This window comes from Psychrosphaera ytuae (assembly GCF_017638545.1).
GTDB lineage: Bacteria > Pseudomonadota > Gammaproteobacteria > Enterobacterales > Alteromonadaceae > Psychrosphaera > Psychrosphaera ytuae.
Genome location: NZ_CP072110.1, coordinates 2,520,030 through 2,543,896 on the forward strand (window position 1 = coordinate 2,520,030; position 23,867 = coordinate 2,543,896).

Sequence of the window (23,867 nt, forward strand, 5' to 3'; positions counted from 1 at the left end):
CCCATGGGTGACCTTAACACTAGTTCCGTCAGGAAGTAGAGTGGAGAATAGAGTTATTCAGACTTATATTCTCTCACCGGGCTCTGACAGAAACCAGCGCGTCTCAGGAATAGGTTTAGCGACCTGGCCTTCTCACTGCTCGGTTAATTTAACTGATAGTCTTCGCCATCTTTGTTAGTAAATTCTTTTGCCACGTTTAAACACGCGTACTTAGGTTGACCATTAGCATCCAACTTAAAGTGACGCTCTTTTTTAAGTAGGCTAAACCAACGGCGATTTGTCATCGCGTGTTCTAGAGACTGCGCTTCGCTTGCTTTTTGCTTGTCTTCAAAGGTTTCGACCTGAATGTCATCAATGTTGGCTTTGTCACGACGGCCGTGCTCACCACAAGGATTAAACAAGATCTCAACGTGATAGCCATTGGTTTTTAGGACGATAGAGCTTGGGTTTTCTTTGTGGCCACTTAGCGCAACAAATTGCTCTGGATGTGCCAAGCCCGCTTGCGTACCGTCTTCCAAAAACGCTAATAAGTGGCGGTAATAAACAACATAACTCTTCACGTCTTTGTGCGAACCGTGCTCCAACGGAAACACCGAGTCCAAAAACTGTTTTGAATAGTTTATAACGTGAAGGTGAGTTTGTTCGTCTAACTCTGCAAACATACTAACGACTTCACTCATGGTCTCCGCAGAGGCTGCGTTTTGCTCTGCCGATTGCGCCAATAAACTTGCTTGGGTCGATGTGCTGCGATTTATTGTGTCTAATTTCGGTGTGCTCATGATAGTGTCCTGCCGTTTTGTTGATTTGCCTATACCGTGAATTGACTATATAAATTTTGAACAAATAATTTCACAAAAAGAATTTCACACTGTAAATTTTACAAAATCGAATTTTACACAGTGAATTACACAACAAACTGGTTTAGGCTCAGATCTAGGTCAAGAGTCGAATAAAGGACGCACGTTAAAAGCAAATGAAGGCAAATAAGAGCTTAATCCGAAAGTCACATTTTTTGGGCACCAAAATTCGCAACTTGCGCAAACGCAACAACCTCACGATGGACGACTTGTCGACACGATGTGTTCGCATTGACCCAGAGTACGCGCCATCCGTGTCGTATCTGTCGATGATTGAACGAGGCAAACGCGTCCCTAGTGTCGAAATGCTGAGCGTCATTGCTGATGTGTTTCAAAAAGACGTGGATTGGTTTTTGGATGACGTTGCCGCCGAAAAAGACATGATCACGCCCAACAAAGGCAATCGCGGCGGCATTAGCGGAATGCCATTAGAGCCGAGCTTTTTGTTCAGCAATGATATTTTACAAATCGCCATTCCAGAGCTGCTTAATCAAACGGGTACCTCAGGACGTGACTTTGCTCACTTACTTATTCGTGCACACCAAGAACACCATCAAAATCATTTTCCCGATCTCGAACGCGCCGCAGAAGAAGTTGGCCTAAAACGCATGCCGCTCTCGGTAGAAGAGCTGCTCATTATCGTGAAGCAACAAGGCATCAGCATTAAATGGTTTGACGAAACGCCAGCCGAGATCATTGATGAGCTTGGTGTAACGACCAAAAACGTCACTTCGTCATATTTCGAAGCGCCAAATGTGTTGTACCTCAACCGTTGCCTCAAAAACTTCCCAAGACGACTCAAATACGAGCTTGCCGTATACATTGGTCGCTCTATTTTGCACAGCGGCAGCCAAACCCTTACCGACAATGGTGGCATTGCTGGTGGCATGTCGTCGACCGGCATCAATGTAGGTGGGGTTAAATACGAAGAACTACAGAGACAAAGCAGTAAAAATGCCAGCACTAAAAACCAAAGCAGTAACTCCGCCGTCAACGCGCAAGATATTCTAAATGCTTGGCAAGACTTTGAGTCGAGCTTTTTTGCTGGTGCGTTATTGTGTCCCAAAGTGCCATTTAGGCAATTGTTAGACCGTCATGGTTATGAAGTCAGTGTTGCGGCGGCAGCGGATGTGTCAGAGTCCGTGGCCATGCGCCGAATGACCGCGGTGTCGCCTTATAGCCATTGGCACTACTTTGATGCCTATACACCGGGCAAGCTTAAAGCCGTCTATCGAGGCAATGGCATTCCATTACCTTGGGGCAATATGCGCCAAGTGGATGACCCATGTCATCACTGGGCCGTATTCCAAATGTTTGACCGTACGGATTTAGAAATCGAAGGCACGTCCTCGCAACTTTCGATCATGAACGTCAACGGCGAGTCTCGAATTTATTGTTGTGAGTCCAAAAAAGTCCACGACCTTGCGGGCAACCCACATGTAATTTGTGCCGGTATCGACTTAAATCCAGCACTACAGGCGCAGGGCCGAGACGCTAGCGCCATTGCCGCCGAGCTGCAAGCTATCTGCGCCGACAACGGCGGTGAAGTGCCTATGACAAGGAACATGACTACTAATATCACTAAAACCCAAGTCAACGAACCTATATTCACCACCCAAACCACACCCAAAAAGTTGTCCACCGACGACATCAGCGCCTTGCGCAACATCAAAAAAGACCTCATCAGCGTCGCCAAAGTCCTCAACATCAACTGGGTCGAGCGCAGCCTAGAACGCAGCGCCAAGCTTATTTGTAGCCGAGGCAATGTGTGCCCGAGGAAGCCTGGCTGTTATGAGTGAGAGTTGTTACATGTAACAGCTTAAATGTACGCAAAAACGACCTGACTTTATGATCAGTAAAGATAATACCTGTTCTTTTTGATATGTTAGGTTTGCTTTAACTATCAAAGGTACAAACGTGACCAGCCAAAACCAATTTTACGATGACAATGCGGAGCAGTTTTTTGATTCGACGGTAAGTGTCGAAATGGGTGATATTTATGATCGATTTTTACCGTATCTAAATTGCCAAGGGACCGACACCAAAGGTCTTGTCGTCGATGCAGGTTGTGGCAGTGGCAGAGATGCAAAATTCTATTTAAACCAAGGTTTTGAGGTGTACGCCTTTGATGCTTCACCAACTTTAGCTAAAAAAGCGACTGAGTACTTGGGACAAAACGTTGATGTCACTACTTTTGATTCATTTAAAATAAATAAAAAAGCGCAGGGTATTTGGTGCTGTGCGTCTTTACTGCATGTTCCTCGAAGTGCTTTACCACAAGCCATCAACAATATAGAGCGACACCTTGCCAGTGGCGGTGCGCTCTATGTCAGCTTTAAATATGGAACAGAAGAACGCATTCATAACGGCCGTTCATTCACAGATATGAACGAAGCACTACTTGCTGATTTATTTGATGGTTTTTCTAACTTCGAACTAAAAGAGCGTTGGATTTCAGCCGACAATCGCCCCGATCGCCAAGATGAAAAGTGGCTGAATGCCATCTTCATAAAGCGTTAATTGCTTTTAATGGCGAATTAAAAAGGAAGATTGTTAAGGTAATTATTCATGGATAGAAAAATAAAAGAAGCCACTGGTGCATATCGGGTTAATCCTACTGAAATAAGCGAAGTAGAAGATTTAGCGCAATTTTATAGTTCTGCAGCTATCGAGTTACAGACAAAGTTAGTGGTTTTATTGCGTAGCTTTGGCTATCAGTTTCATGACACTAAGTCAGACTTACATCAACACTCAAAGCTAGGTTTACTTTTTACTTCTGTTATTGAAGGTCGACCTGCTATTTTTATCGATTGCTCAGAGGATGAAATAGCGTCTGACACATTTGAGTATGTTGATTACACCAGTCATCAAAACTATTTAATGCATAAACATTGCGGTCTTCTACGATTTGTCTGTTTTGCTGATGAACAACTTGAACAATTATCAGTTGATTTACTGACGTTCTTGTCACATATCGACGCTGAGTTGAGCATCGAAAAAAGGCTTGCTGCAGGTATTACATACGATGCTATTACCAGCCAAAGTAGAGATTTAGAAGTCAGTGTATATGGGGCAGAACGCGATAATACACATACTGACCCCACACCACCTGAATTTAATTTTTCGGTATTTTTTGCCGATGTGTTTGGTGAGCAATCCTTTCATGCGCTTAAACCAGAAGCTAATTACATCGATCTCAGCGGAACGCGCCGTTACGTTGATTTTGTGTTAACAACTAAAGAGCGAGACATCGCTGTCGAACTCAATGGCGAACGCTACCATCACCCTCGATTTATTAGCGAAAAACAATATCGCTCTCAACTGTTTAAACAAAACTCACTGGTTGCCGACGGCACATTAGTGTTTCGTTGGTCTGACAGAGGTATGCGTGATTCAGTAAAGTTAAAAGAGCAATTTTTACTGTACTTTGGCAATCCAGAAGACTTCCAAAGAGCCCCTAATTTTAAAATTGAACGCCAAGTTAACTTTGAGCATTACCCACACCAAACGGACGCGGTTAATAAAATAAAAGAGGGTAGAGCACGAGGTGACAACACCTTTTTAGTTGTGCTTCCCACAGGTACGGGTAAAACCGAAGTGTTCATTGAAGACCTTGCGCAGCAGCTCTCAGTAAATCCAGCGCTTTCAGTTTTGGCGATTCTACCGACGGTCAATTTAAGAGACCAGCTTATCCAAAGGCTTGAAGCGGCATTCTCAGGCTTAGTACTTACCACCCAGTTTGACTCAAACGCACAGGTCACCGTGGTTACTTCTGCTTACGCGATTCGCAATTTCAAAACTCAGAGGACGACAGACTTTGAATATATTTTGGTTGATGAAGCTCACCGAGCCGGTGCAATAGGCTTAAAGCGTCTATTAGAATATTTTCAACCTCAAACGTTACTTGGCTTAACTGCAACCCCTGACCGAACCGATCAACAAAAGCTAGAGCAGATATTTGGCGAGTACGAAGTTGATTTAACACTAGAACAAGCAATCAAAGACGGCCTAATTCCACCCATTCGAGCCTTTCGGTTAGAGAGTAATATAGACTTCTCAAAGGTTCGATTTTTAGGCAAGGACTTCGTTAAAAGTGATCTCAACAAAACCGTAATAACGCCTTCTCGTGACCAATTAATTACTGACGTTTTAAACGAATATTTTGGTCAAGAACTCAATGGCCGTTTAATGCAAGGCGTGATTTTTTGTGTTGATGTTAAACACACTAAACGCATGGCTAAAATGCTAAACAACAACGGACTCTCAGCCGTCGCGGTTGATGGTAAAAACCGAGAAGGTATCGAGTTATATACACAAGGAAAAGTACGATTTATTTGTGCTTGTGACTTATTAAACGAAGGTTGGGACGCGCCTCAAACCTCCATCGTGGTTATGGCTCGACCGACAATGAGTAAAGTGTTGTACACACAGCAGTTAGGTCGCGGGACTCGAAACCACAAAGATAAAGAGGCGCTTTATGTCATTGATGTAGTAGACAGCTATGGTGCGAACTTGGGGCAGCCATGGAGTGTCCATGGACTGTTTGGGTTAAATCAATATCAGCCTTTTGGAAACCTAGTCGAGCCCAAGACATCACGCCAAACCGAGCTACTTATCCTTGATGGACTATTTGAAAAAGAGCGTCGAATAGAACCTATTAATATCTTTAATTTTGAAAAAGAATTTGGCCATTTACTCAACGAAGAGCAGTTAGCGAGAGAGCTATTTGTTTCAACAGGAACCTTGAGACAGTGGCTCAAAAAAGACGATCTTAAGCCAAGTAAAACATTAGAATTCGGCAAAAAGATCCTTAACTATTTTGAACCACATATAGTCGAAGAAGTCCGCCAACAAAAGAAACTAAAACTCCGAACCAAAGAGACTCGCAGAGACGACTTTTTCGAATTTTTAGAGGAACGAGATTACACACGTTCCTACAAAATCGTATTTCTATTGTCACTGCTTAATCATTGCAACGAACGCGGTGAAATCGCAATCGACCTACTCGTCGACAAATATAGAGAATACTATTTACGGCTTTTAGACAAGCAAGAACGTGTCGAATCAAAGAGCAGTCAATATAACGATCGGGAGTTTTTAAACTCACCAAAAGAAGTACAAAAAAGCATGCTGCAATTCCCATTCGAAAAGTTTGAACGCAAGTGTTTTGTTTACCAAAGCGACGAACTAAGCATCGTCGGATTTGATGAAACTCTTTGGCAAAAGCTCACCAACGACGACCTAGAAAAAGCCAGAAAACAGATGGAACAAGATGCTGAGGATTATTTTGGGAAAGTGACGCGGTAAAGTAGAGAAAATTAAAAAATAGGAAGTTTAATCATGGAGTTTAAAGGATTAATTCGTGAAAATTTATCCGATTGTAAGATTCATTTTTATAACGATGCTGGTGATGATCAGCGCGGAATTAACTTACTGTTGGCTGGTGAATTTGAAGAAGATCAAAGGTATCAAAGTCAACGAAACTTTCAGAAACAATACATAATCTCACTCATTGGGTTAGAAAATAAGACAAGCTATTTATTTGCTGGAATGTTCAAAGTAACGGGTATCAATGAAAACAAACCAGGTCAGCCTTTTTATGGTGATTGTAAATGGGTGTACGATACGGAAGAGTTAACTGAATATGAGCATTTAGTCGGTAGGTTGATTGTAAGACCAAAGCGAATAATTGGACGCTCAGTTTACCGTCTTGCAGAGAACATTGCAGACGATTTGGAAATTGTTGAATATTCGCCACAGGCATTTAATTCGTCCAAGGTTAAAGGACTGTCTTCAATTGAAGAAATGCATAATGAGTTTAATGATGAGCTAAAAAAAGCATTTGAGTTAGAGTCAGCAACGTTAGTTGAAAAATCCAAATCATACCCAAACAAACCAGCCTCTATTAACACGATAGTGAGTGTTTTTAAAAGAAACCCTTATGTCACAGCCATAGTTTTAAAGAATGCAAATGGTGTCTGTGGGAACTGCAACCGAACCGCACCTTTCAAAAGAAAAAAAGATGGCTCGCCCTATTTAGAAGTCCACCATCGGAAAACGTTGGCAAATGGAGGAGACGATACGGTAGAAAACTGTATTGCACTTTGCCCCAATTGCCACAGAGAAATGCATTATGGCTGAGCAGAGCTTTTTATGAATAACAAAAAAGGGCACATCGTGCCCTCTCTTCTATCAATACAATCCCCAACCAAAACCACTAAGACTTCTTAAACGACCACTTCAAGCGACTGAACTTAGAGCGTCCGCGCTCTGGTTGTGGGCTGTGTTGTTCCACTGGTGCTTTTTTGTGGTAGCGGCCGAGTACTGAGCTTAGGACGATGAAGCCGACGAGTGAGTAGGCGACTTTTTCGATTGGGTAGCTGTGTAATGCTGCGGCTAAAACGACGCAGTCGAGTGCCAAAATGACTTTACCTGAGTGGATGTTGAAGCGTTTTTCTAGGTACAAAGCTAGGATGTTTACGCCACCTAGAGAGGTATTGTGTCTAAATAACAACAATAATCCGATGCCGATTAGGCCACCGCCAATAAATGCCGCTAACCAAGTTGGAATGGTATCGAGCACGATCAATAAGGTTAAAGCGTCGGATAATAACGACACCAGACCAATACAAAAGAAACTACGAACCGTAAAGGTTCGGCCCATTTGTTTGATTGCCAAGTAGAAAAACGGCAAGTTTACGATGAAAAACCAGGTGCCAAAGGTAAGTTCGAAATGGCGGTTTAGTAGGGCAGACACACCCGCAGTACCACCAACCAGTAGCTCAGAAGACTGTAAAAAGAAAATACCCAATGCAACTAAGAAGCAGCCTTCTAAAATTGCATACCATTGAAACGCGATTTTTTTCATTGTGAACTCAGATTATTTCGACGCGTACATTTTAAAGTAATAACTCTAATTGTGGTTAAATTACGTCTTATAAAAGCGCAAGATTTTGCATTTTTACTGTATCTATAACTTTACAATCAATGTGTAGTTACTGCTAAACTGAAATACAGATAATGAGTTAAAAAATAGGGTTCAATCTAAAAGGAGCACCACCATGCCTCGATTATTAAACAAAATCGCCCTAGTAACAGGGGCGGCAAAGGGAATTGGCGCAGCTATCGCAGAGTTGTTTGTCAAAGAAGGCGCCACTGTCATCCTTACCGACATTGACGATGCACTCGGTGAAGCCCTAACCGCTAAGTTGAATATCCCTAATGCAGAGTACCAGAGTTTAGATGTCGCCAATGAGTCTGACTGGGACCGCATTGAAACGTACATTGCAGATAAATACGGTCGCCTTGATGTGCTGGTAAACAACGCCGGCATCACTGGTTTTTTGGAAACCGAGGGGCCATTTGATCCCGAGCATTTTAATACTCAAAGTTGGCACACTGTGCATCATGTCAATTTGGATGGGGTGGCCTTTGGTTGTCGTATGGGGATTAAATTGATGAAGGCGTCAGCCTCTGCGAGCATAGTTAATTTGTCATCACGTTCTGGAATTGTCGGTATTCCTGGTGCTGCAGCCTACGCGTCGAGCAAAGCGGCTATTCGCAATCACAGCAAAAGCGTGGCCTTATACTGTGCCCAAAACCGCTATCCTATCCGTTGTAACTCTATTCATCCGGGCGCGATTATGACGCCGCTTTGGGATGCAATGTTAGGGGATTCGCCAGAGGCCGCGATTAAAAATATCGAAAGTGGTATTCCCATTGGCCATATGGGTAGCCCTGAAGATGTGGCCTATGCGGCCTTGTATTTGGCATCGGATGAGGCGAAATATGTGACAGGCATAGAGCTTAATGTCGATGGCGGTATTTTAGCCGGAAGTACAGCTTCCCCTGCTGCGGCTGAGGATTGATTACGCTTAGGCATTAATTACGCTGAGTAGTAGTTACTTAATGCCTTCCAACCTTGCTTCTAGGTTTGGATGGGTACTGAGCCAGTGCAAGTCTGGCTCAGATTTATTTTCTTGTTCTGATTCTTGATACAACACGGTTAATGCCTGGATCAGCGCGGCTGGACTACCATAAAGCTTGGTGAGTTGGTCGGCGGCGTATTGGTCTGCTTCTACTTCGAGATCACGCGAATAGGCAATGTTAAGCCCCATGGTAGAACCTTCCAGCAAGATTTGGCTTACAACGCTAATATCGCCAAATATCAAGGATGCACTGATATAAAACAACGACACTCGAATCGTGTGCTCCATAAGGTGGTTGTGTTCGATATGGCCAATTTCGTGAAGGAGAACAGCGCGTATTGCTTGTGTGTTCAGGGCTTGCTCTGAATCGTGCGGTGCGTTTGAGTCAAGTACGGCGTTTAGATTGTTTACCAATGCATCGGTAATAACAATGGAGCCATCCATTAACGCAAAGGCGTTCATTTGACCTTCCCAGTGTCGCATGTGCAAGGTGAAGCGGTCAGGATCTAGGTTAAGCTCGTTAATTAGCTGATTAAAGTCCGTACGGATGGCGTCTTGCGTCGTGACGTCAAGTTCGCTGTCACTAAACTCGGTTTCGTCGAGTTGTTCTAGGGCTGATTGACCTATCGATTGATAAATTTCTTTAGGGATTTTGTCGGCGATATAGGTCGAGGCTGTTGGTAAAAAACTGTGATACAGGCGATAACCCAAAACGGCTAACGTCACTACAGAAAAGAAAATAATGAGAGCCCATTGGCGTTGTTTTTCGGTGAGTCGAGACAGCATTTATGAGCACTCTATTTTAATAAGCTAAATCTTTTTGGCCGTTACTGAGATCGACCAAATTTTACTTCGTTGAGGGTTTCGCGCATGACTTTGTTGTTATGAGCTTGGACAATCGTCTGACTGCGGAATAATTGCGGCAATTCAATGATCAGTACAATCAAAATCAGCACCCAGCCAAACATGCCAAATAATATAATTCCGATTAACATCGCCATGGCATTTAAAATGCCTTTAAGCTCGTTGCCCAAATAAAAATGGTGTAGCCCTGCTAAAAAGAAGTAGTTGAGTACGGCATAAGTGTCAGGGTCTTTGATCCGCTTGTCTTCCAAGCGGTAGTACTCTTTGCGCTTGGCATCGGGAAGGGCGGTGATCTCTTTGCGAATTGCGTCTTCTTCTTGTTTTAACTCGTCCATAGATAACATATTAGTCTCCTAGAGCAGCGGATCGTGAATTTTGTCGACGCAATCAGGATCATTACATCGTTTGATTCGATTAAGCCCGAGTTTAATGCCTTTGATCGTGCCATATTGGCTTATGGCTTGATGGGTGTATTCGGAGCATGTGGGCTCAAAGTTACATTCTAAATTAAAAAAGTGACGTGAGCCGCCTCGACGCTGATACCAGCGAATGGCGGCTAAGATAGGTGATTTGACCAAGGTCGTTTACTATCTACCAAGAGTGACAATGACAGACTCGCGGGTCCAGAATAACCAAAAACGTTTGTTTTCGATAACCTGAAACACAACGTTCCAACCGTCTGCCGCTTCGCGGTTTAGTACCGACTCAAGCTTTTTAAGTGGTAGACCACTAGAACCTAGCAATAATGTGCCGCAACCACCTTCAACAACGTGGATGACTTTGTATTCTCTAAATTTTTCCATGTTCATTCCTTTTTTAACTGCAGTGTTTACTTTTTACTATTTGGCTCGCTAAGTCAATGGCATGCTGTATATTAACCATTGAGTTCATCGAGCAGGAGATGAGTATGCCGCTGATTATTTTATTGTATGTGTTGGGCGTTTTTGTGGTTTATCACTTAGCCCGCTACTTAGGGTTAAATCGTCGTTTTTGGTTGATGTTGGCGATCCTCGCGTCACCTTTGGTGGCGGTTATCATCATGCTTTTAGTGTGGATAGTTAAACTTTTGGGCCCCAATCACAATAAGGAGTAGCGCTTGAAAGCGATAAAAATAGGCTTAGCAGTGGCGTGTTTGGTTGTGATCCTCGGTGCACTTGCTATGACAGCGTGTACAACGAACGGGCAGAACAGTGAATTACAGCCGGCGCATTACGACGGAGATGGTTTTAAAAATCCGCATTTAGGTGCCATAGATAAGAGCTTTTTTAAGTTTTTGAAGGTTCGCTTTTTTGGCGATATGGTTTGGGCCGATCATGCTTCACTGGCAGATACAGTGCCAGTTCAACCATTTAAAACGTTTGTAGAAGGGCCTATAACCGATTCAATAGAAGTGACATGGCTGGGCCACTCGACCTTTGTTATTCGCATTGAAGATAAGGTGATTTTGACTGACCCTATGTTTTCTGATCGCGCTTCCCCAGTAAGTTTTGCTGGACCTGAGCGTTACGTGCCACACGCGATGGATTATTCGGTTTTGCATACTGCATTACCGCAAATTGACGCGGTGGTGATTTCTCACAACCACTATGATCATTTAGACGAGGCGAGTATTGCTTTACTGGGAAACAAAACTCGCTACCTAGTGCCATTAAAATTGGGGGCTTGGTTTGAGGATGTTGGAATTGACGCTAACAAAATAACTGAGTTTGATTGGTGGCAGGAGCAAACCATTAATGGAATAAAAGTGCAGGCGCTGCCTTCTCAACATTGGTCTGCTCGAGGCTTGTTTGACCGCAATAAAACCTTGTGGGCAAGCTGGGCCATCACTGTGAACGACCAAACGATTTGGTTTGCTGGCGATACGGGTTACAACCAATTCGACTTTAATCAAATAGGTGCACGCTTGGCACAACCCATAAATTTGGCATTAATTCCGATCGGAGCGTACGAACCGCGTGACTTTATGGGACCTCAACACGTCAATCCCAATGAAGCGGTTCAAATTTATCAAGACATAGGTGCTAAAAAAGCAATTGGCATGCACTGGGGGACCTTCCCCTTGACCGCGGAAACACCGATTAGACCGATTGAAGATTTGGCTGAAGCCTTACATCAAAAACAGGTGTCGAGTTCGGATTTTATAACGATGAAAATAGGCCAAACAATTGTTTTAAAAGATAACAATTTTATTGACGAATAGGCCTGTTGCAGACTACAAATAGCTCTTTATGTTGTGCCTTTAACAATGGTTTAGCGACAACATGGGAGAACGATTTCTTGGAGAAAGATTTGGCAACTCAACACACACCTTCAAATTTAGAAGCACATGGTGACAATAATATAAACCTAGCGGCCATAGGTGGCTTGCTGTTAGTCGTGGCGGTTGTTGCCGCAATGATCATTAAAAACTCTGGGCTAGCTGCTTGGTACGACGCATTTTTGAATATTAAAGGTGTCGTCAAAGTGGGTGAGATAGGCGTCGAAAAACCGCTATTTTTGTGGGTCAACGATGGCTTGATGGCGATCTTTTTCTTCATGATTGGTTTGGAGCTAAAAAAGGAATGGCTATTTGGTGAGTTTAAAGATCGCAAGCGAGTCGTGTTGCCTCTAGCGGGGGCACTTGGCGGCGTTGCGGTTCCTGCGGCGATTTATTTGTATTTTAACGGCGCGACTGCCGATGCTGTTGCGGGCTGGGCTATTCCGACGGCAACGGACATTGCTTTTGCGTTGGGTGTATTGACGATTTTAGGCAGTCGTGTGCCTGTGGTGTTAAAAGTGTTTTTGATGACTTTGGCTATCTTGGATGATTTGATGGCGATCATCATTATTGCGCTTTTTTACACTTCTAATTTGTCGATGATGTCTTTGTTGTTAGGTGGTTTGTTTGTCACCATTATGGTGGTGTGCAATCGAATTGGTATCAAAAACCTTGGTATTTACGTGCTACTCGGTATCGCTATGTGGGTTTGTGTACTCAAATCTGGTGTTCACGCGACATTAGCGGGCGTCATCACGGCGCTTTTGATCCCTGCGGTTGGTAAGACCCCTAATGCGCCATCGCCTTCAGATGAAGTATTACACTCAGTACATCCTTGGGTGACCTTGGCCATTGTGCCTTTATTTGCCTTTGTTAACGGCGGTATATCTTTTGAAGGCTTAAACGTCACTCGAATTTTAGAGCCGATTCCTTTGGGTATCGCCCTTGGTTTATTAGTCGGTAAACCCGTTGGTGTAATGCTTTGTACTTGGTTGGCAATCAAAGCTAAGTTGTGTCAGCCACTGGCGGGGGTTACTTGGACACAAATGCTGGGCGTGGCTTGTTTGTGTGGTATTGGTTTTACCATGAGTTTGTTTATTGGCGGTTTGGCCTTTGCGGAAGTGGGCATAGGTTATGCGCGAATTGATCGTTTAGGTATGTTGGTTGGCTCGTTATCGAGCGCGGTATTAGGGGCGGCGATTTTATATTTTGCCAAGCCCTTGAAAGTCGCTAACTCGCACGCATGATCCGGTTTAGGATCGTTAATCTGCAAGTTTATTTGGGTTGTTAGGAGAGTCAAAATGTTGCGAATAGCGTTGTTTTTAGGAACCAACATTGCCATTGTTGCACTGTTGGGTATCACATTTAGTTTGTTGGGTATTGATGGTTTGTTGGCGCAAAATGGCGTCGATTTGGACCTGCAAGCTCTGTTGGTGTATTCACTGGTCATTGGTTTTACGGGGTCGTTTATTTCGTTAGCGATGTCGAAGTTTTTGGCCAAAAAAACCATGGGCGTGTATGTCATCGATTCACCGCGCAATCAAACTGAGCGCTGGTTACTGCAAACCGTCGAACGTCAAGCACGCCAAGTCGGCATAGGTATGCCAGAAGTGGGAATTTTTGATTCGGCTGCACCTAATGCGTTTGCTACAGGGATGAACCGAAATAGCGCATTAGTGGCTGTGAGTACTGGCTTGATGCAACAGATGACTGATGACGAAGTTGAAGCCGTTCTTGCCCACGAAGTCAGTCACGTTGCTAACGGCGACATGATCACGATGGCGCTAATGCAAGGTGTGGTGAATACCTTTGTGGTGTTTTTGTCACGCGTTATCGGTCACATAGTCGACCGTGCCGTATTTAAAGTAGAGCGTGGACATGGCCCGGCATTTTGGATCGTGTCTATGGTTGCTGAGATCATCTTGGGTTTCTTGGCGATGATGCTAGTTATGGGCTTTTCTCGTTATCGCGAGTTTAGAGCCGATGCTGGCGCCGCACAGTTGGTTGGTAAACACAAAATGATCGCGGCGCTACAGCGTTTACAAAACAGTCACGAGTCGCCAAAAATGCCTGATGAAATGGCTGCTCTTGCCATTAATGCCGGTCGCATTCATGCCTTATTTGCGAGCCATCCGCCTTTAGAAAAGCGTATTGAAGTTTTGCGCGATATGCGGATTTAGTGACGGACTCGATGAATCAAGTAGTACCCGATCTTTCACCTGCACAGCCTCACGAAAAAACCTCAAAGCTACTAGCTCGGATTGTTGCCGGGCTAAGTAGTGAAAAGGTCGCTGTTGGGATTTTGTTGTATCGATTGCGCCGCCGTTCTTTTGGGGGCGTTTTGTTCTTTTTGGCTTTGTTAAGCTTGATCCCTGGTATTGCCATTGTGGCGGGACTTGTGATCATTGTACTTGGTACTCAGTTGGCCTTAGGGTTTAAAACTCCCAAGTTTATCGGGCGTGTTAACGAGCTAAAACTAGACGTTGATAAGTTAACCAAGGTCGTGAACAAAACCATACCGACCATACGGAAGTTAGAGGCGTTTGTCAGACCGCGCTGGGCCTTTATGACAGCGGCTCCGATGACGTTTGTTTTGGGCTTGTTTATCGTGGTTCAAGCCTTGATACTGCTGGTGCCTCTGCCTTTTACGGGCTTGTTGCCTGTGCTGAGTATGTTGGCATTTGCCCTTGGCTTTTTGGAGCGAGATGGTGTGATGGCACTGGTGGGGATGGTGTTGTCAATCGCATCGACAGCGCTAGGGTATTGGATCATCACCCTAGCACTCAATTCGGTTGGCTAAGCTGGCAAATCAAATATTAGGGCCATCACTTTTTCAAAGCCAGTGTTCTTGAAGTTAATCGTGTTTTTATCGGTAAGTTCATTGGTTTTTGCATCAATAGTTGCACCGTCACCAGCTGACAGGCTTTGAAGGTCGCCCTTTGTCGTTACCTGCAACTCACTAGAGACATTGTGAACATAACCCTTGCGTCCTTTATCAAGATTAAAGTCTACCTCAGTGCCTGGCTCTAAAATAAGCTGAGACAATCGTGTGTCAGACTTTATGTGTAAGGTGCCGTCAGTGCCATCAGGTGTTGCAATTGGAGTGATGCCAGATTGCTGACCAAAGTCTTTTTGCTGATAACCCGGTTTTTGGCCTTTGACATTAGGCAGAACCCAAATTTGCAAAAAGCGCAGTGGGTCTTGTTGAGACGCATTGTACTCGCTGTGCATGATGCCGCTGCCGGCTGACATTAATTGAAACTCGCCAGCTGGTAAGGTTTGAATGTTTCCTTCGCTGTCTTTGTGCTCAATCGCGCCCTCTAGGACCAAACTGATGATCTCCATATCTCGATGGCCGTGTGTGGCAAAGCCGGCACCGGGATCAACGATGTCATCATTTATGACTCGTAAAGTTGAGACGCCCATGTGCTCAGGGTCATAATAACTGCCGAATGAAAAGGTGTGGCGGCTGTTTAGCCAACCGAAATTGGCGACACCGCGCTCTTGGGATCTTCTTACTGTGATCATAATCTTCTCCAAACTGGATTTGTGTGTGCCAAATGACACTGATTTGTTAATGATTATAGGCAAGAGAAGTCGAAAGAAAATCGCAATAAATATACAAAACCGTTCGATAAAATAGAAAAGCCAGCGCGAGGCTGGCTTTTAGTTTTAGAACGTAAATTTTAGAACGCAAAGACTAAGTTCGTTTAGCCTTTGGTCGTAGTTTTTAGTCTCTAATAATGTCATCGGCCACTGACGTGTCGTTCGGCAATGGCAAACCTTGATAACTTGGGATCGGCTCGTCTTTGAGCTTTTCTTGCAAGTATTTGATGGCACGCTCTAATTGTGCGTCTCGACCTTGGAATGTTTCGAATGGTAAGTTATCGACCCGAATATCCGGTTTGATACCTGTACCTTCGGTGATCCAACGGCCGTCCATCGCATAAACCGGGAACTCTGCAACACGAGCAATACCGTTGTCGACCACTCGATTGCGACCCGATAACCAAACCCCAGCACCTGCGGTTTGTTTACCGATAACGGTACCTAGGTCTAACGCTTTGATACCCGCTGTGAATGTTTCTCCATCTGAGTAGGTGAATTCGTCAGCTAACACTACAATGTGGCCACGGAAGTCTTGTTGCATGTTGGTATTTTTTTCACCGTTAGGGGTTTGCCAAAATGACCAACTGCGTTTGAGGAGTTTTTCTAATATCCAAGCATCGACATTACCACCTCGGTTACGACGTACGTCGATGATCAAGCCGTGTTTTTGGTATTGAGCATAAAACTCACGTGCAAAGGTAGAAATGTCGTTTTCACCCATCGCGTATAGGTGAAAATACCCGATGTTGTCATCAGCCTGGGCAACTTTGGTGGCATTGCCGACAACCCAATCTTGATAGCGTAAACGGAAATCTTGTGACGTAGTCACCGGAGTTACGACTGTTGAAACTGTATTCTCAGCGCCTTCACGTTTAAGGGTTAACAGCACTTGGTTACCTGACTGATTGCGAAGTGCGGTGATCAGATCGGCTCGCGTCGTTATCGCTTGGCGATTCACATGTGTGATCACATCTCCCACTTTTGCATCGACACCCGGCTGACTCAATGGTGCTGCCATTGATGGAATTTCAACATCATGACGGTAAATGTGACTTATTTTAACGCCGTCGACCGTATCTTCGTAGGTGGCTCCTAAACTTGCAGCTCTTGGCGCATCTGTGTCTCTTGGTATATCGCCTCCGCCAACTTGTGAGTGCAAGGTGTTAAGTTCGCCCATCATTTGTTTGAATATATCGTTAAGTTCGTGACGGTCTGTAACACGGTGCAAAAGAGGTAAGTATTTTTGTTTGGTGGCATTCCAATCTAATCCACGCATATTGGCATCAAACAAGGAATCGCGGTGCATCAACCAAGCATCACGGAAAATTTGCTGCCACTCTTGTTGTGGTTGAATGGCCAATTTCCACTTGTTGGTTTGGACTCTAGAGTTATTCGCATTGGCTGGAAAACGCGCTCCCGCCATGACAATAAATTGCGCTGTGTTGCCATTGCCACGCTTGCGGACAAATAAAGACTTACCCTTGGTACCAAGTTGATAGTCTGCGACATTGGTTGTAAAGATCGCAGGGTTCGTTTTGGGTTTGATTTGGATTGCTTTAAGAGCTGGCTGTTGCTTTGGCTCGTTGACGCGGTCTAACACATATAAAAAGCTTCGATTTGCGGTTAATTTTGCGTAGTTACCCGACTCAACCGGAACTTGCCACAAGCGTTGTGCTAAGCCCTGCCACTTGATGTTTGACGACTTATTTTCTTCCTGGTTAGTGACAGCCTCAGCAACGTCTGTAGCGTCGGCTTGTTTGGCGCTTTCAGTATTACTCACAGTGTCATTCTTAGCGGCACTCTCAGCGTCATTCTCAGCAGCTTTGTCTTTGTTCTCTTTGTCGTCTTGTTTTGACTTTGACTTTTTCTTGCTCGCTGATTCGCTCAACTCTGTTTTTGGCTGGAACGGAAAGTCTCCTTCGCCAGTTAAATCAAGGGCGAAAATCTGGGTGCGGCGATCAAATTGTGCGCCCATGTTGCGGTCGCCCCAAGGTGACGATGGGGTGGCAACAAAATGACGGTCAGACAAAAAGTACAGCCATTTGCCGTCATGACTAAATGCCGGAGCAAACGAGCGATATTTTTCGGTGGTGACGATTTGATGTTGTTGGTCAGTTAAAGAATAAAGTAATACACGGCTTCGCTCTTCGTTAAGGGCCGAATGTGCAAACGCCAACATTGAGCTGTCCTGGGACCAAACCAGCCCTTGGGTTGGCGACCAGTCGGAGACATTATCGTATATGAGTTGATCTTCGCCGGTTTCTAAATTGAGTAACCAAACCTCACCTTGTTTGTTATCGTGCGCAAGGTATTTGCCATCCGGTGATGGATACAAGTTCCAGCGGAAGCCCTTGCTGTTGCTGGTCAATTGTTTTGCCTCGGCTGAACCATCAGCGGCGTATTGCCAGATTTCCATTTCGCCAGAGGTATCGTTGAGTGCATAAACCCACTCACCGTCATTGCTCAATATCGCATTGCGAGTACGGGACGTTGGGTCTGTGGCTATTTCAACAAGGCGCTGCGTGCCTGTGTTTGCAACCGCGACACGACCACGAGCCGTTAGAGTGACCTTGTTGGCTTGTTCAGTAAAACGCGCAGAATTGAGATAACGAAGCGGTTGGTTTACCCATTTTTCACGTAGGTTAGGGTAATCAGAAGTCAAACGAATATCGACTGTGTTTACTTGTTGATTTTGAATGTTGAGGACTTTGATATCGGCGCCATGCTGAAACACAATTAAGTTGCCATGCAACATGGCATCTCTAACCGCCCAATCTGTAAATTTAGTGATTTGACGGCGATTGTCGCCATCTAAGTCCATTGCCCATACGTTATCTAGGCCGCTTTCGTTACTAACAAAATAAAGGGTGTCGCCTTTGATCATTGGTTCGCGTACAGACGCGTTAATGTCTTCTGTTAACAAGCTCGCTTCTTGTTGGCTACCTAGGGTATAACGCCATAACTCTCCTTGCGCGCCACCTTTGTATTGGTTGGCATTGTCATTAGACATTTGCAAACCAAATTGAGTGAAATACAAGGTCGAACCGTCTTGGCTTAGTCGTCCTTCAACTGCGTCAGATAATGGCATGATCTTGGTAGAGAGTGTTGTTGGCTCAACCGTTTTAAGAACCCAACTTGCCGTTGGTCCCACTCGACTATTGGTTGAATAAACAATGCCGTTTTGGTGCCACTGATGGAGTTTAATTGCGCTGTTTTCGAAGGTCACTCGCTTAGCAAGGCCGCCATTGATTGGCATCGTATAAATTTCGGTTGCGCCATCGTAATTGGCTGCAAAGGCAATGGATTGGCCATCAGGTGAAATTATTGCGCTGTGCTCTTCTACTTCATTGGTGGTAAGTCGAGTTGCAGTGTCAGCGCCTAATTGGGTTTTCCAGATATCACCTTCTGCGGTAAACACTAAGGTATCTTGAAACAAACTTGGTTGACGAAAATAGCCTGGCTGTATTGTCTCGATTGGATTGTTAGCTTGAGCCTGGACGGCGTCACCCTCAGAATTACTTGCGTAACTCGCAGTCGGATGACCCAATGAGGCCAATACTGCAACGGCACTCAACAAACGGAAAAACATAAACGTAGTCCTTTTCACGTAATAAGAAAAATTATTCTCAGTGTGTCCAAACTAAAAGAAATAGTCCAGTAAGGCACGATAAGAAACCGTTTTGTCGAGGCAGTTGTTTGTTACTCTAAATCTGTACCCGAATCTACCATTGGTAATGGCGAGATAATCAGAGGCTTAACAAGTGAAGCGTCGATGCGAACCGCAAACGTACCACCTTTAATATGACCAGTAGCTTGGCTAATCAATTGTTGGTGCTCACCAGTTGTTAAGTCAAAACGCACTAAGCCCCGTCGGGTTGTGACCAAAATATGTTGAGGACCATCGGCGACAATACTGGCAGGTCGAATAATTTCAGCAAAGTCGGCCTGTTGTTTAAACGTGTGTTTGTTGATCCTAATTATTTTATTGCTGCGCTCGGCACTGATTAACAAATCATCGCCATAAACAAAAACGCTGCGAGCCGCATCTAAGCCGTATTGATTGGTGTGAAGAATGTCACTGCTGGCTTTTGTATTTACATCAACTTGAATGACGTTGTCGCTGTCGTAACCGGGAATGAGTAAGCGCTGACTATCTATCACAAAACCTGCATCAACGCCTTTTATCTTGGCCGATGTCGTCGTTGGAGATAACACTATGTCAGTGATTTGCCATGTGTCTGGATTAATTTTGACTATGGTGTTTTGTGAGTAACTTGCCACATACAGGTTACCTTGATTGTCGAAGGTTGCACCTACGGGTTTGTCTAGGAACGATCCATCGGCGTGATCCATGACAGCTATTGGTTTTGAAAGGACTGGTTTTGAAAAACGGATCAACTCAGAGTCTTGTTTAGAGCTACTTTGACGTTTAAACAAAACCAGTTGATTGGTGCCTTCGCTAACAATAAGTAAATCACCCTTAGGTGTTAACACAATACTTTGAGGACCTTTGACTAATCCGTTGGTGTCTAACAAGCCTAAAAATGCCTGGTCGCAACCGTCGTAAACTTGAATGGAATTATCAAACCAACTGCTGACGAGTAAAACGTTCTGACACTCATTTGGCTCTCCCTTTACACTCTGAAGGCTCTGTACGCTGTTTACGTCGTGCACCAATAGACTCATCGAAAATACTAAGCAGGACAAAATTGAACGAATGTAGTTTTTGTTTTTAATTGGATAATGGACGTTGTTTTTCACTGGAGTGCTCTTTTTGTTATTGATGGATAAAGTAATGGGCACGTTAGCGGATGAGTTGAGCTTTGTTATTGATAAAACTTCTTTTTTTACCTCCATATTTCCCCCATTTACCTCCTGAATTCGTCCATGGCGGTTTTTTTTGAGTGATTTATATTTATACTGATGCAAAAAATAATAATGGAATTCAACGAGTATGACAGCGGAATCGACGGTGTTTTTTGGTCCTTGGCGCTTTACCAAAAGCGATGGCAATCTGAGCAGTGATACTGAACAGCATCGGTTACCGCCTCGATTAAATATATTGTTGAGTTTGTTACTTGAGTCGGCTGGTCAAGTGGTTCCGCGCGAGGTCATTATTGACCGTATGTGGGGAGACAAAGTCGTCAACGAGGATGCTTTAGCTAGAGCTATTGCTGAACTTCGTAATTTATTGGGCGACAGCAGTAAGTCTCCAACGTTTATCGAAACGATTCCTCGCCGTGGATATCGATTTATTTGTGTCGTGCATCACGGTGGTTCACTCATTGACGACGCACCCGAGTCAGCACCAGAGGGGGACGGTACTGAATCGTCATCATCGATATCAGAAAAACAACAGCAAAACGAACAAAAACAACGACGCTGGTTAGGCAAAAGACTGTTTGCAGCTGGTGGCTTAATGTTAGTGTTAGTACTTACTTCAAGTCTGTTGGTCGTGACGGGAACTTGGTCACCTCAAGATGGTATTTTTGGCTTTAAAAAACCAAGCAAAGATCAAGGCGTTACCGAAGATCAAAAGCAAGGTGTTTATCAGCAACAGCAACAGCAACAACATAAAGAAACGACACCTAGTCGTTTTGATGAATCCCAAGCACTTATGGCTAAGTTGGTCAATGCCAAACGAGTCACTACAGACGCTGAAATAGAGGTACACCCTGAGTTGTCTCTAAACGGCGACTATTTGACTTACTCGACGCTTAACCAAGAAAAACAAGGCAAAGCCTTTTATGGTGTCACAATTCAGGATACCCGCACCGAACAACAAAGTGTGATCACTAAGTCCAATTCGCACTTGGTATCTGCGATGATTGGGCCGAATGGGAAAGACCTTCTGGCTGTATCGTTAACGCCAAATATAACTGGAAGTGACCACAGCTGTTCTGTCGTGAAGTTTGATGTGGTGACCAGAGTTTCACAATCGCTCACCGAATGTGACTTACCTGACCGCTCTGCAATTCTTGAGTGGCACCCCAGTGGTGAGCGCTTTTTGTTTGTTCGTCAATCGGGCAACTCAAAACACATCGTCATTTGGGAGTACGACTTACTTTCTCAAAGGCAAACTCAACGGACGGACCTGTCTAATGAAGTTGACCCATTGATTTATGACTCTCGCCCTCGTTATTCGCCGGATGGTGAGTCCATTGCTTTTTTACGAGGTACTTCCTCAGTCCGAAACCTTTATGTTCAGTCGTTAAATAAGGCAACCGCAATAACACGCAGTAACTCGGTCAAGGTCAGTTTTGATTGGATGCCATCGGGGCAAGCGTTGGTTTTTGATAGTAATATTTTGGGTGACAAACAAATACTCATGGTTGATGTGGCTTCACAAACGGAAGGCCAAGTATCAACTAGCTCTGCCATTACAAACATCGGTGGCAAAGACGGTCAGTTTCCAATGATTAACAACAGTGGAACCGTCGCCGCCTATCAAGAGGCTCGTTATCAGGCAAATCTGTGGAAGTTTGATTTGGCTGGCGATAAAACAAAATCAGAACCAATTGTGAGTTCGTTAAAATATGACAATTTCCCTGCATTTTCACCGGTTGATAATTCACAGTTATTGTATGTTTCTAATCGCTCGGGATTTGCAGCGATTTATCAATTAGACATGACGACACAAGAATCACAGGAGCTGCTGAGAGTCCCTGATACACATTTAATTGCGCCAGTGTTTTCGCCAGATGGCAAGCGAGTACTGATAAGTGCAATCACCGCATATGACTTTTATTGTTATGAGTTTGAGGTGGCCAGTCGCTCGTTGGTTCGATTGCCCGCTGAGCAAGTCAGTTTGTGTAGTTATGGTTTAGATATAAGTGGTAAAACACTTGCTGTTTGGGCCGTCGATAAGGCGCCAGATAGCAACATGGCGCTGGTGGCCATTAATCGAACGGACGCGACCAAAGTTAAAATAATGGCTGGCCCTGTAGAGTACTTTGCTGCTGCTAATACGACTCAAGAAGTTGTTTTTACTAAACGTCAGCAACCTGGCCTATTTGCTACACAGGTCATGCGTAAAGATAGACAAGAAAGTCCGGATAACCCAAATGACAAGCTGGAGTTTGGCAGTTCCCGAACCATATTGGAAAACTTGCCGCCAAGGTTTGGTCACAGTTGGGATATTGTTGGCAAACAGTTGTACTTTGTAAACGGACAACAAGACAAACAGATATGGCGAAAGGACTTCACCTCCCATAGTTCGGGCGAACAAGTCACTAAAAGCCTGAATTACGCAATAGGTCGAGTAATGGCTGTATCAGCAGATGAATCCTCACTGGTGGTGAGTCTCAAAGGTGATGAATCCGGTAATATATTTCTTTATGACGGCCGCTAGGGCGGGGTTTTAATTGCTTTTGGAATGGCTTTTATATATAGTGCCGTGCCTTAAGCAACATCGTTTTTGATATGAGTTCTAAACTAAGTAGCTGTACGCTACAAGACCTTCATGAGCAAATCGCCCTTCAAGGTGGCGTCTTAAAAGCAGAGCAAGTTCTTGCTCTTTGTAATCAATTTTCCCTTTCTTTTTCTGAGCTTAAAGAGCAGTTACTTCCTATTTGTGAGATGTTTGCGGTCGCGCCGATCTCGCAATTTAAAGCTGCGGCTATTGCCCAAGGTGAGTATGTTACGGATGGTGTATTAGAGGGCGAGGAAGCCGTCGCAAACTTGTATTTTGGGGCTAATTTAGAATTTGAGTACCAGGCCCTAAGTCTTGTTGTTCACGCTGAACAAACGGCGATTAATAATGCCTGGCATCACGGTGAACCTAAAATAACTGGGATGACAATCAATGCCGCGCCTTGTGGTTATTGTCGCCAGTTTATGAACGAAGTTCGAGGCGCTCGAGAAATGCCGATGCAGGTATCAGGACGCAACACGGATTTGGACACTTTGCTACCTGAACCATTTAACCCTGCGTCACTAGGGGTCAATGAAATGTTGTTTGATGACTTACGTCAAACCATTGAGTTTGAACAGAAAGTCGATAGGGTATTACAAGATGCGATGGAAACATCGTATGCACCCTACACCAAAAACAACAGCGCGTGCCTGATCGAAACTGTTGATAATCAACGCTTTGTAGGTCGCTATGCAGAAAACTGTGCATACAGTCCAAGTTTGTCTCCTTTACAAAGCGCCTTAAGTCAAATGATGATGCACGGACTAAATCCATACAAGCACCCGATTAAACGTATTACGTTGGCGGAAGTGGAAGGCAAAGCAAATCAGCTTGGTGTCTCTCAATGTGTTTTACAAAGTTTGTCGAGTGACATTGAGTTTACCCACGTATTAGGTCGAGTTGTTTAAACGCGAGTTCGTCACAGAATTTGGCGACTA

General features: G+C 44.3%; 21 protein-coding genes. 12 read left to right on the forward strand and 9 right to left on the reverse strand.

Features of this window, described 5'->3' with window-relative positions; translation table 11 throughout:
- Positions 1-143: 143 nt before the first annotated feature.
- Positions 144-779, reverse strand: coding sequence for an aldolase/citrate lyase/malate synthase family protein (locus tag J1N51_RS11235; protein ID WP_208831361.1), 636 nt, complete (start codon positions 777-779; stop codon positions 144-146).
- 194 nt (positions 780-973) lie between these two features.
- Here J1N51_RS11235 and J1N51_RS11240 point away from each other — a divergent pair, with 194 nt between their 5' ends.
- The 4 genes from J1N51_RS11240 to J1N51_RS11255 all read left to right on the forward strand — a co-directional run bounded on the left by J1N51_RS11240 (position 974) and on the right by J1N51_RS11255 (position 6,998).
- Positions 974-2,656: a DUF3612 domain-containing protein gene (locus tag J1N51_RS11240; RefSeq protein WP_232842792.1), complete on the forward strand. Its 1,683-nt coding sequence runs from the start codon at positions 974-976 to the stop codon at positions 2,654-2,656.
- A gap of 118 nt (positions 2,657-2,774) precedes the next feature.
- On the forward strand, positions 2,775-3,377 hold the full coding sequence (locus J1N51_RS11245) for a class I SAM-dependent methyltransferase (RefSeq protein WP_232842793.1): 603 nt from the start codon (positions 2,775-2,777) through the stop codon (positions 3,375-3,377).
- A 48-nt stretch (positions 3,378-3,425) separates the two neighbouring features.
- A complete protein-coding gene (locus J1N51_RS11250) occupies positions 3,426-6,164 on the forward strand; it encodes a DEAD/DEAH box helicase (RefSeq protein ID WP_208831362.1) in 2,739 nt (912 codons plus the stop codon).
- 33 nt (positions 6,165-6,197) lie between these two features.
- Entirely contained in the window at positions 6,198-6,998 is an 801-nt protein-coding gene (locus J1N51_RS11255; protein ID WP_232842794.1) for an HNH endonuclease, read from the forward strand.
- A 76-nt stretch (positions 6,999-7,074) separates the two neighbouring features.
- Here J1N51_RS11255 and J1N51_RS11260 read toward each other — a convergent pair whose 3' ends face one another.
- A complete protein-coding gene (locus tag J1N51_RS11260) occupies positions 7,075-7,725 on the reverse strand; it encodes a YitT family protein (protein WP_208831363.1) in 651 nt (216 codons plus the stop codon).
- Between the two features lie 193 nt (positions 7,726-7,918).
- Between J1N51_RS11260 and J1N51_RS11265 the strand changes: the two genes are divergently transcribed.
- Positions 7,919-8,725 (forward strand): SDR family oxidoreductase, encoded by an 807-nt coding sequence (locus J1N51_RS11265; RefSeq protein WP_208831364.1) that lies wholly within the window; start codon positions 7,919-7,921, stop codon positions 8,723-8,725.
- A gap of 33 nt (positions 8,726-8,758) precedes the next feature.
- On the opposite strand, the gene J1N51_RS11270 is transcribed toward J1N51_RS11265, so the two are convergent.
- From J1N51_RS11270 to J1N51_RS11285, 4 genes are read right to left on the reverse strand one after another with little or no spacing between them, the layout of a single operon-like run.
- Complete coding sequence (locus J1N51_RS11270) at positions 8,759-9,571, reverse strand: M48 family metallopeptidase (RefSeq protein ID WP_208831365.1); 813 nt, start codon at positions 9,569-9,571, stop codon at positions 8,759-8,761.
- 41 nt (positions 9,572-9,612) lie between these two features.
- Entirely contained in the window at positions 9,613-9,993 is a 381-nt protein-coding gene (locus J1N51_RS11275) for a TM2 domain-containing protein (RefSeq protein WP_332874929.1), read from the reverse strand.
- 9 nt (positions 9,994-10,002) lie between these two features.
- Positions 10,003-10,227 (reverse strand): membrane protein insertion efficiency factor YidD, encoded by a 225-nt coding sequence (gene yidD, locus J1N51_RS11280; protein ID WP_208831366.1) that lies wholly within the window; start codon positions 10,225-10,227, stop codon positions 10,003-10,005.
- A 9-nt stretch (positions 10,228-10,236) separates the two neighbouring features.
- Entirely contained in the window at positions 10,237-10,452 is a 216-nt protein-coding gene (locus tag J1N51_RS11285) for a DUF4177 domain-containing protein (RefSeq protein ID WP_208831367.1), read from the reverse strand.
- A gap of 104 nt (positions 10,453-10,556) precedes the next feature.
- Here J1N51_RS11285 and J1N51_RS11290 point away from each other — a divergent pair, with 104 nt between their 5' ends.
- The 5 genes from J1N51_RS11290 (at position 10,557) to J1N51_RS11310 (ending at position 14,706) form a co-directional block, all read left to right on the forward strand.
- A complete protein-coding gene (locus tag J1N51_RS11290) occupies positions 10,557-10,742 on the forward strand; it encodes a hypothetical protein (protein ID WP_208831368.1) in 186 nt (61 codons plus the stop codon).
- A gap of 3 nt (positions 10,743-10,745) precedes the next feature.
- Positions 10,746-11,849 carry an MBL fold metallo-hydrolase gene (locus J1N51_RS11295; protein ID WP_208831369.1) on the forward strand — a complete coding sequence of 368 codons (1,104 nt, stop codon included), beginning with the start codon at positions 10,746-10,748 and terminating at the stop codon, positions 11,847-11,849.
- Between the two features lie 89 nt (positions 11,850-11,938).
- Complete coding sequence (gene nhaA, locus J1N51_RS11300; protein ID WP_208831370.1) at positions 11,939-13,153, forward strand: Na+/H+ antiporter NhaA; 1,215 nt, start codon at positions 11,939-11,941, stop codon at positions 13,151-13,153.
- Between the two features lie 54 nt (positions 13,154-13,207).
- Positions 13,208-14,086, forward strand: a complete 879-nt coding sequence (gene htpX, locus J1N51_RS11305) for a protease HtpX (protein WP_208831371.1) — start codon at positions 13,208-13,210, stop codon at positions 14,084-14,086.
- A gap of 11 nt (positions 14,087-14,097) precedes the next feature.
- Positions 14,098-14,706 carry an exopolysaccharide biosynthesis protein gene (locus tag J1N51_RS11310; protein WP_208831372.1) on the forward strand — a complete coding sequence of 203 codons (609 nt, stop codon included), beginning with the start codon at positions 14,098-14,100 and terminating at the stop codon, positions 14,704-14,706.
- Here the strand turns inward: J1N51_RS11310 and J1N51_RS11315 are convergent.
- The 3 genes from J1N51_RS11315 to J1N51_RS11325 all read right to left on the reverse strand — a co-directional run bounded on the left by J1N51_RS11315 (position 14,703) and on the right by J1N51_RS11325 (position 20,372).
- Entirely contained in the window at positions 14,703-15,434 is a 732-nt protein-coding gene (locus J1N51_RS11315; protein ID WP_208831373.1) for a pirin family protein, read from the reverse strand. The two genes, J1N51_RS11310 and J1N51_RS11315, sit on opposite strands and share 4 nt — an antisense overlap.
- 202 nt (positions 15,435-15,636) lie before the next feature.
- Positions 15,637-19,104 (reverse strand): S41 family peptidase, encoded by a 3,468-nt coding sequence (locus J1N51_RS11320; protein ID WP_208831374.1) that lies wholly within the window; start codon positions 19,102-19,104, stop codon positions 15,637-15,639.
- Between the two features lie 110 nt (positions 19,105-19,214).
- A complete protein-coding gene (locus J1N51_RS11325; protein WP_208831375.1) occupies positions 19,215-20,372 on the reverse strand; it encodes an NHL repeat-containing protein in 1,158 nt (385 codons plus the stop codon).
- A gap of 97 nt (positions 20,373-20,469) precedes the next feature.
- Here J1N51_RS11325 and J1N51_RS11330 point away from each other — a divergent pair, with 97 nt between their 5' ends.
- Entirely contained in the window at positions 20,470-22,866 is a 2,397-nt protein-coding gene (locus tag J1N51_RS11330) for a winged helix-turn-helix domain-containing protein (protein WP_208831376.1), read from the forward strand.
- 71 nt (positions 22,867-22,937) lie between these two features.
- Complete coding sequence (gene cdd / locus J1N51_RS11335; protein WP_208831377.1) at positions 22,938-23,837, forward strand: cytidine deaminase; 900 nt, start codon at positions 22,938-22,940, stop codon at positions 23,835-23,837.
- Positions 23,838-23,867 lie beyond the last annotated feature (30 nt).

Coding starts and splice junctions, on each gene's coding strand:
- J1N51_RS11265 (WP_208831364.1), top strand. CDS start 7,919: ATGCCTCGATTATTAAACAAAATCGCCCTAGTAACAGGGGCGGCAAAG.
- J1N51_RS11250 (WP_208831362.1), top strand. CDS start 3,426: ATGGATAGAAAAATAAAAGAAGCCACTGGTGCATATCGGGTTAATCCT.
- J1N51_RS11320 (WP_208831374.1), bottom strand. CDS start 19,104: ATGTTTTTCCGTTTGTTGAGTGCCGTTGCAGTATTGGCCTCATTGGGT.
- J1N51_RS11235 (WP_208831361.1), bottom strand. CDS start 779: ATGAGCACACCGAAATTAGACACAATAAATCGCAGCACATCGACCCAA.
- J1N51_RS11310 (WP_208831372.1), top strand. CDS start 14,098: ATGAATCAAGTAGTACCCGATCTTTCACCTGCACAGCCTCACGAAAAA.
- J1N51_RS11285 (WP_208831367.1), bottom strand. CDS start 10,452: ATGGAAAAATTTAGAGAATACAAAGTCATCCACGTTGTTGAAGGTGGT.
- cdd (WP_208831377.1), top strand. CDS start 22,938: ATGAGTTCTAAACTAAGTAGCTGTACGCTACAAGACCTTCATGAGCAA.
- J1N51_RS11325 (WP_208831375.1), bottom strand. CDS start 20,372: ATGGAGGTAAAAAAAGAAGTTTTATCAATAACAAAGCTCAACTCATCC.
- J1N51_RS11260 (WP_208831363.1), bottom strand. CDS start 7,725: ATGAAAAAAATCGCGTTTCAATGGTATGCAATTTTAGAAGGCTGCTTC.
- J1N51_RS11290 (WP_208831368.1), top strand. CDS start 10,557: ATGCCGCTGATTATTTTATTGTATGTGTTGGGCGTTTTTGTGGTTTAT.
- J1N51_RS11330 (WP_208831376.1), top strand. CDS start 20,470: ATGACAGCGGAATCGACGGTGTTTTTTGGTCCTTGGCGCTTTACCAAA.
- htpX (WP_208831371.1), top strand. CDS start 13,208: ATGTTGCGAATAGCGTTGTTTTTAGGAACCAACATTGCCATTGTTGCA.
- J1N51_RS11255 (WP_232842794.1), top strand. CDS start 6,198: ATGGAGTTTAAAGGATTAATTCGTGAAAATTTATCCGATTGTAAGATT.
- J1N51_RS11270 (WP_208831365.1), bottom strand. CDS start 9,571: ATGCTGTCTCGACTCACCGAAAAACAACGCCAATGGGCTCTCATTATT.
- J1N51_RS11315 (WP_208831373.1), bottom strand. CDS start 15,434: ATGATCACAGTAAGAAGATCCCAAGAGCGCGGTGTCGCCAATTTCGGT.
- J1N51_RS11275 (WP_332874929.1), bottom strand. CDS start 9,993: ATGTTATCTATGGACGAGTTAAAACAAGAAGAAGACGCAATTCGCAAA.
- J1N51_RS11240 (WP_232842792.1), top strand. CDS start 974: ATGAAGGCAAATAAGAGCTTAATCCGAAAGTCACATTTTTTGGGCACC.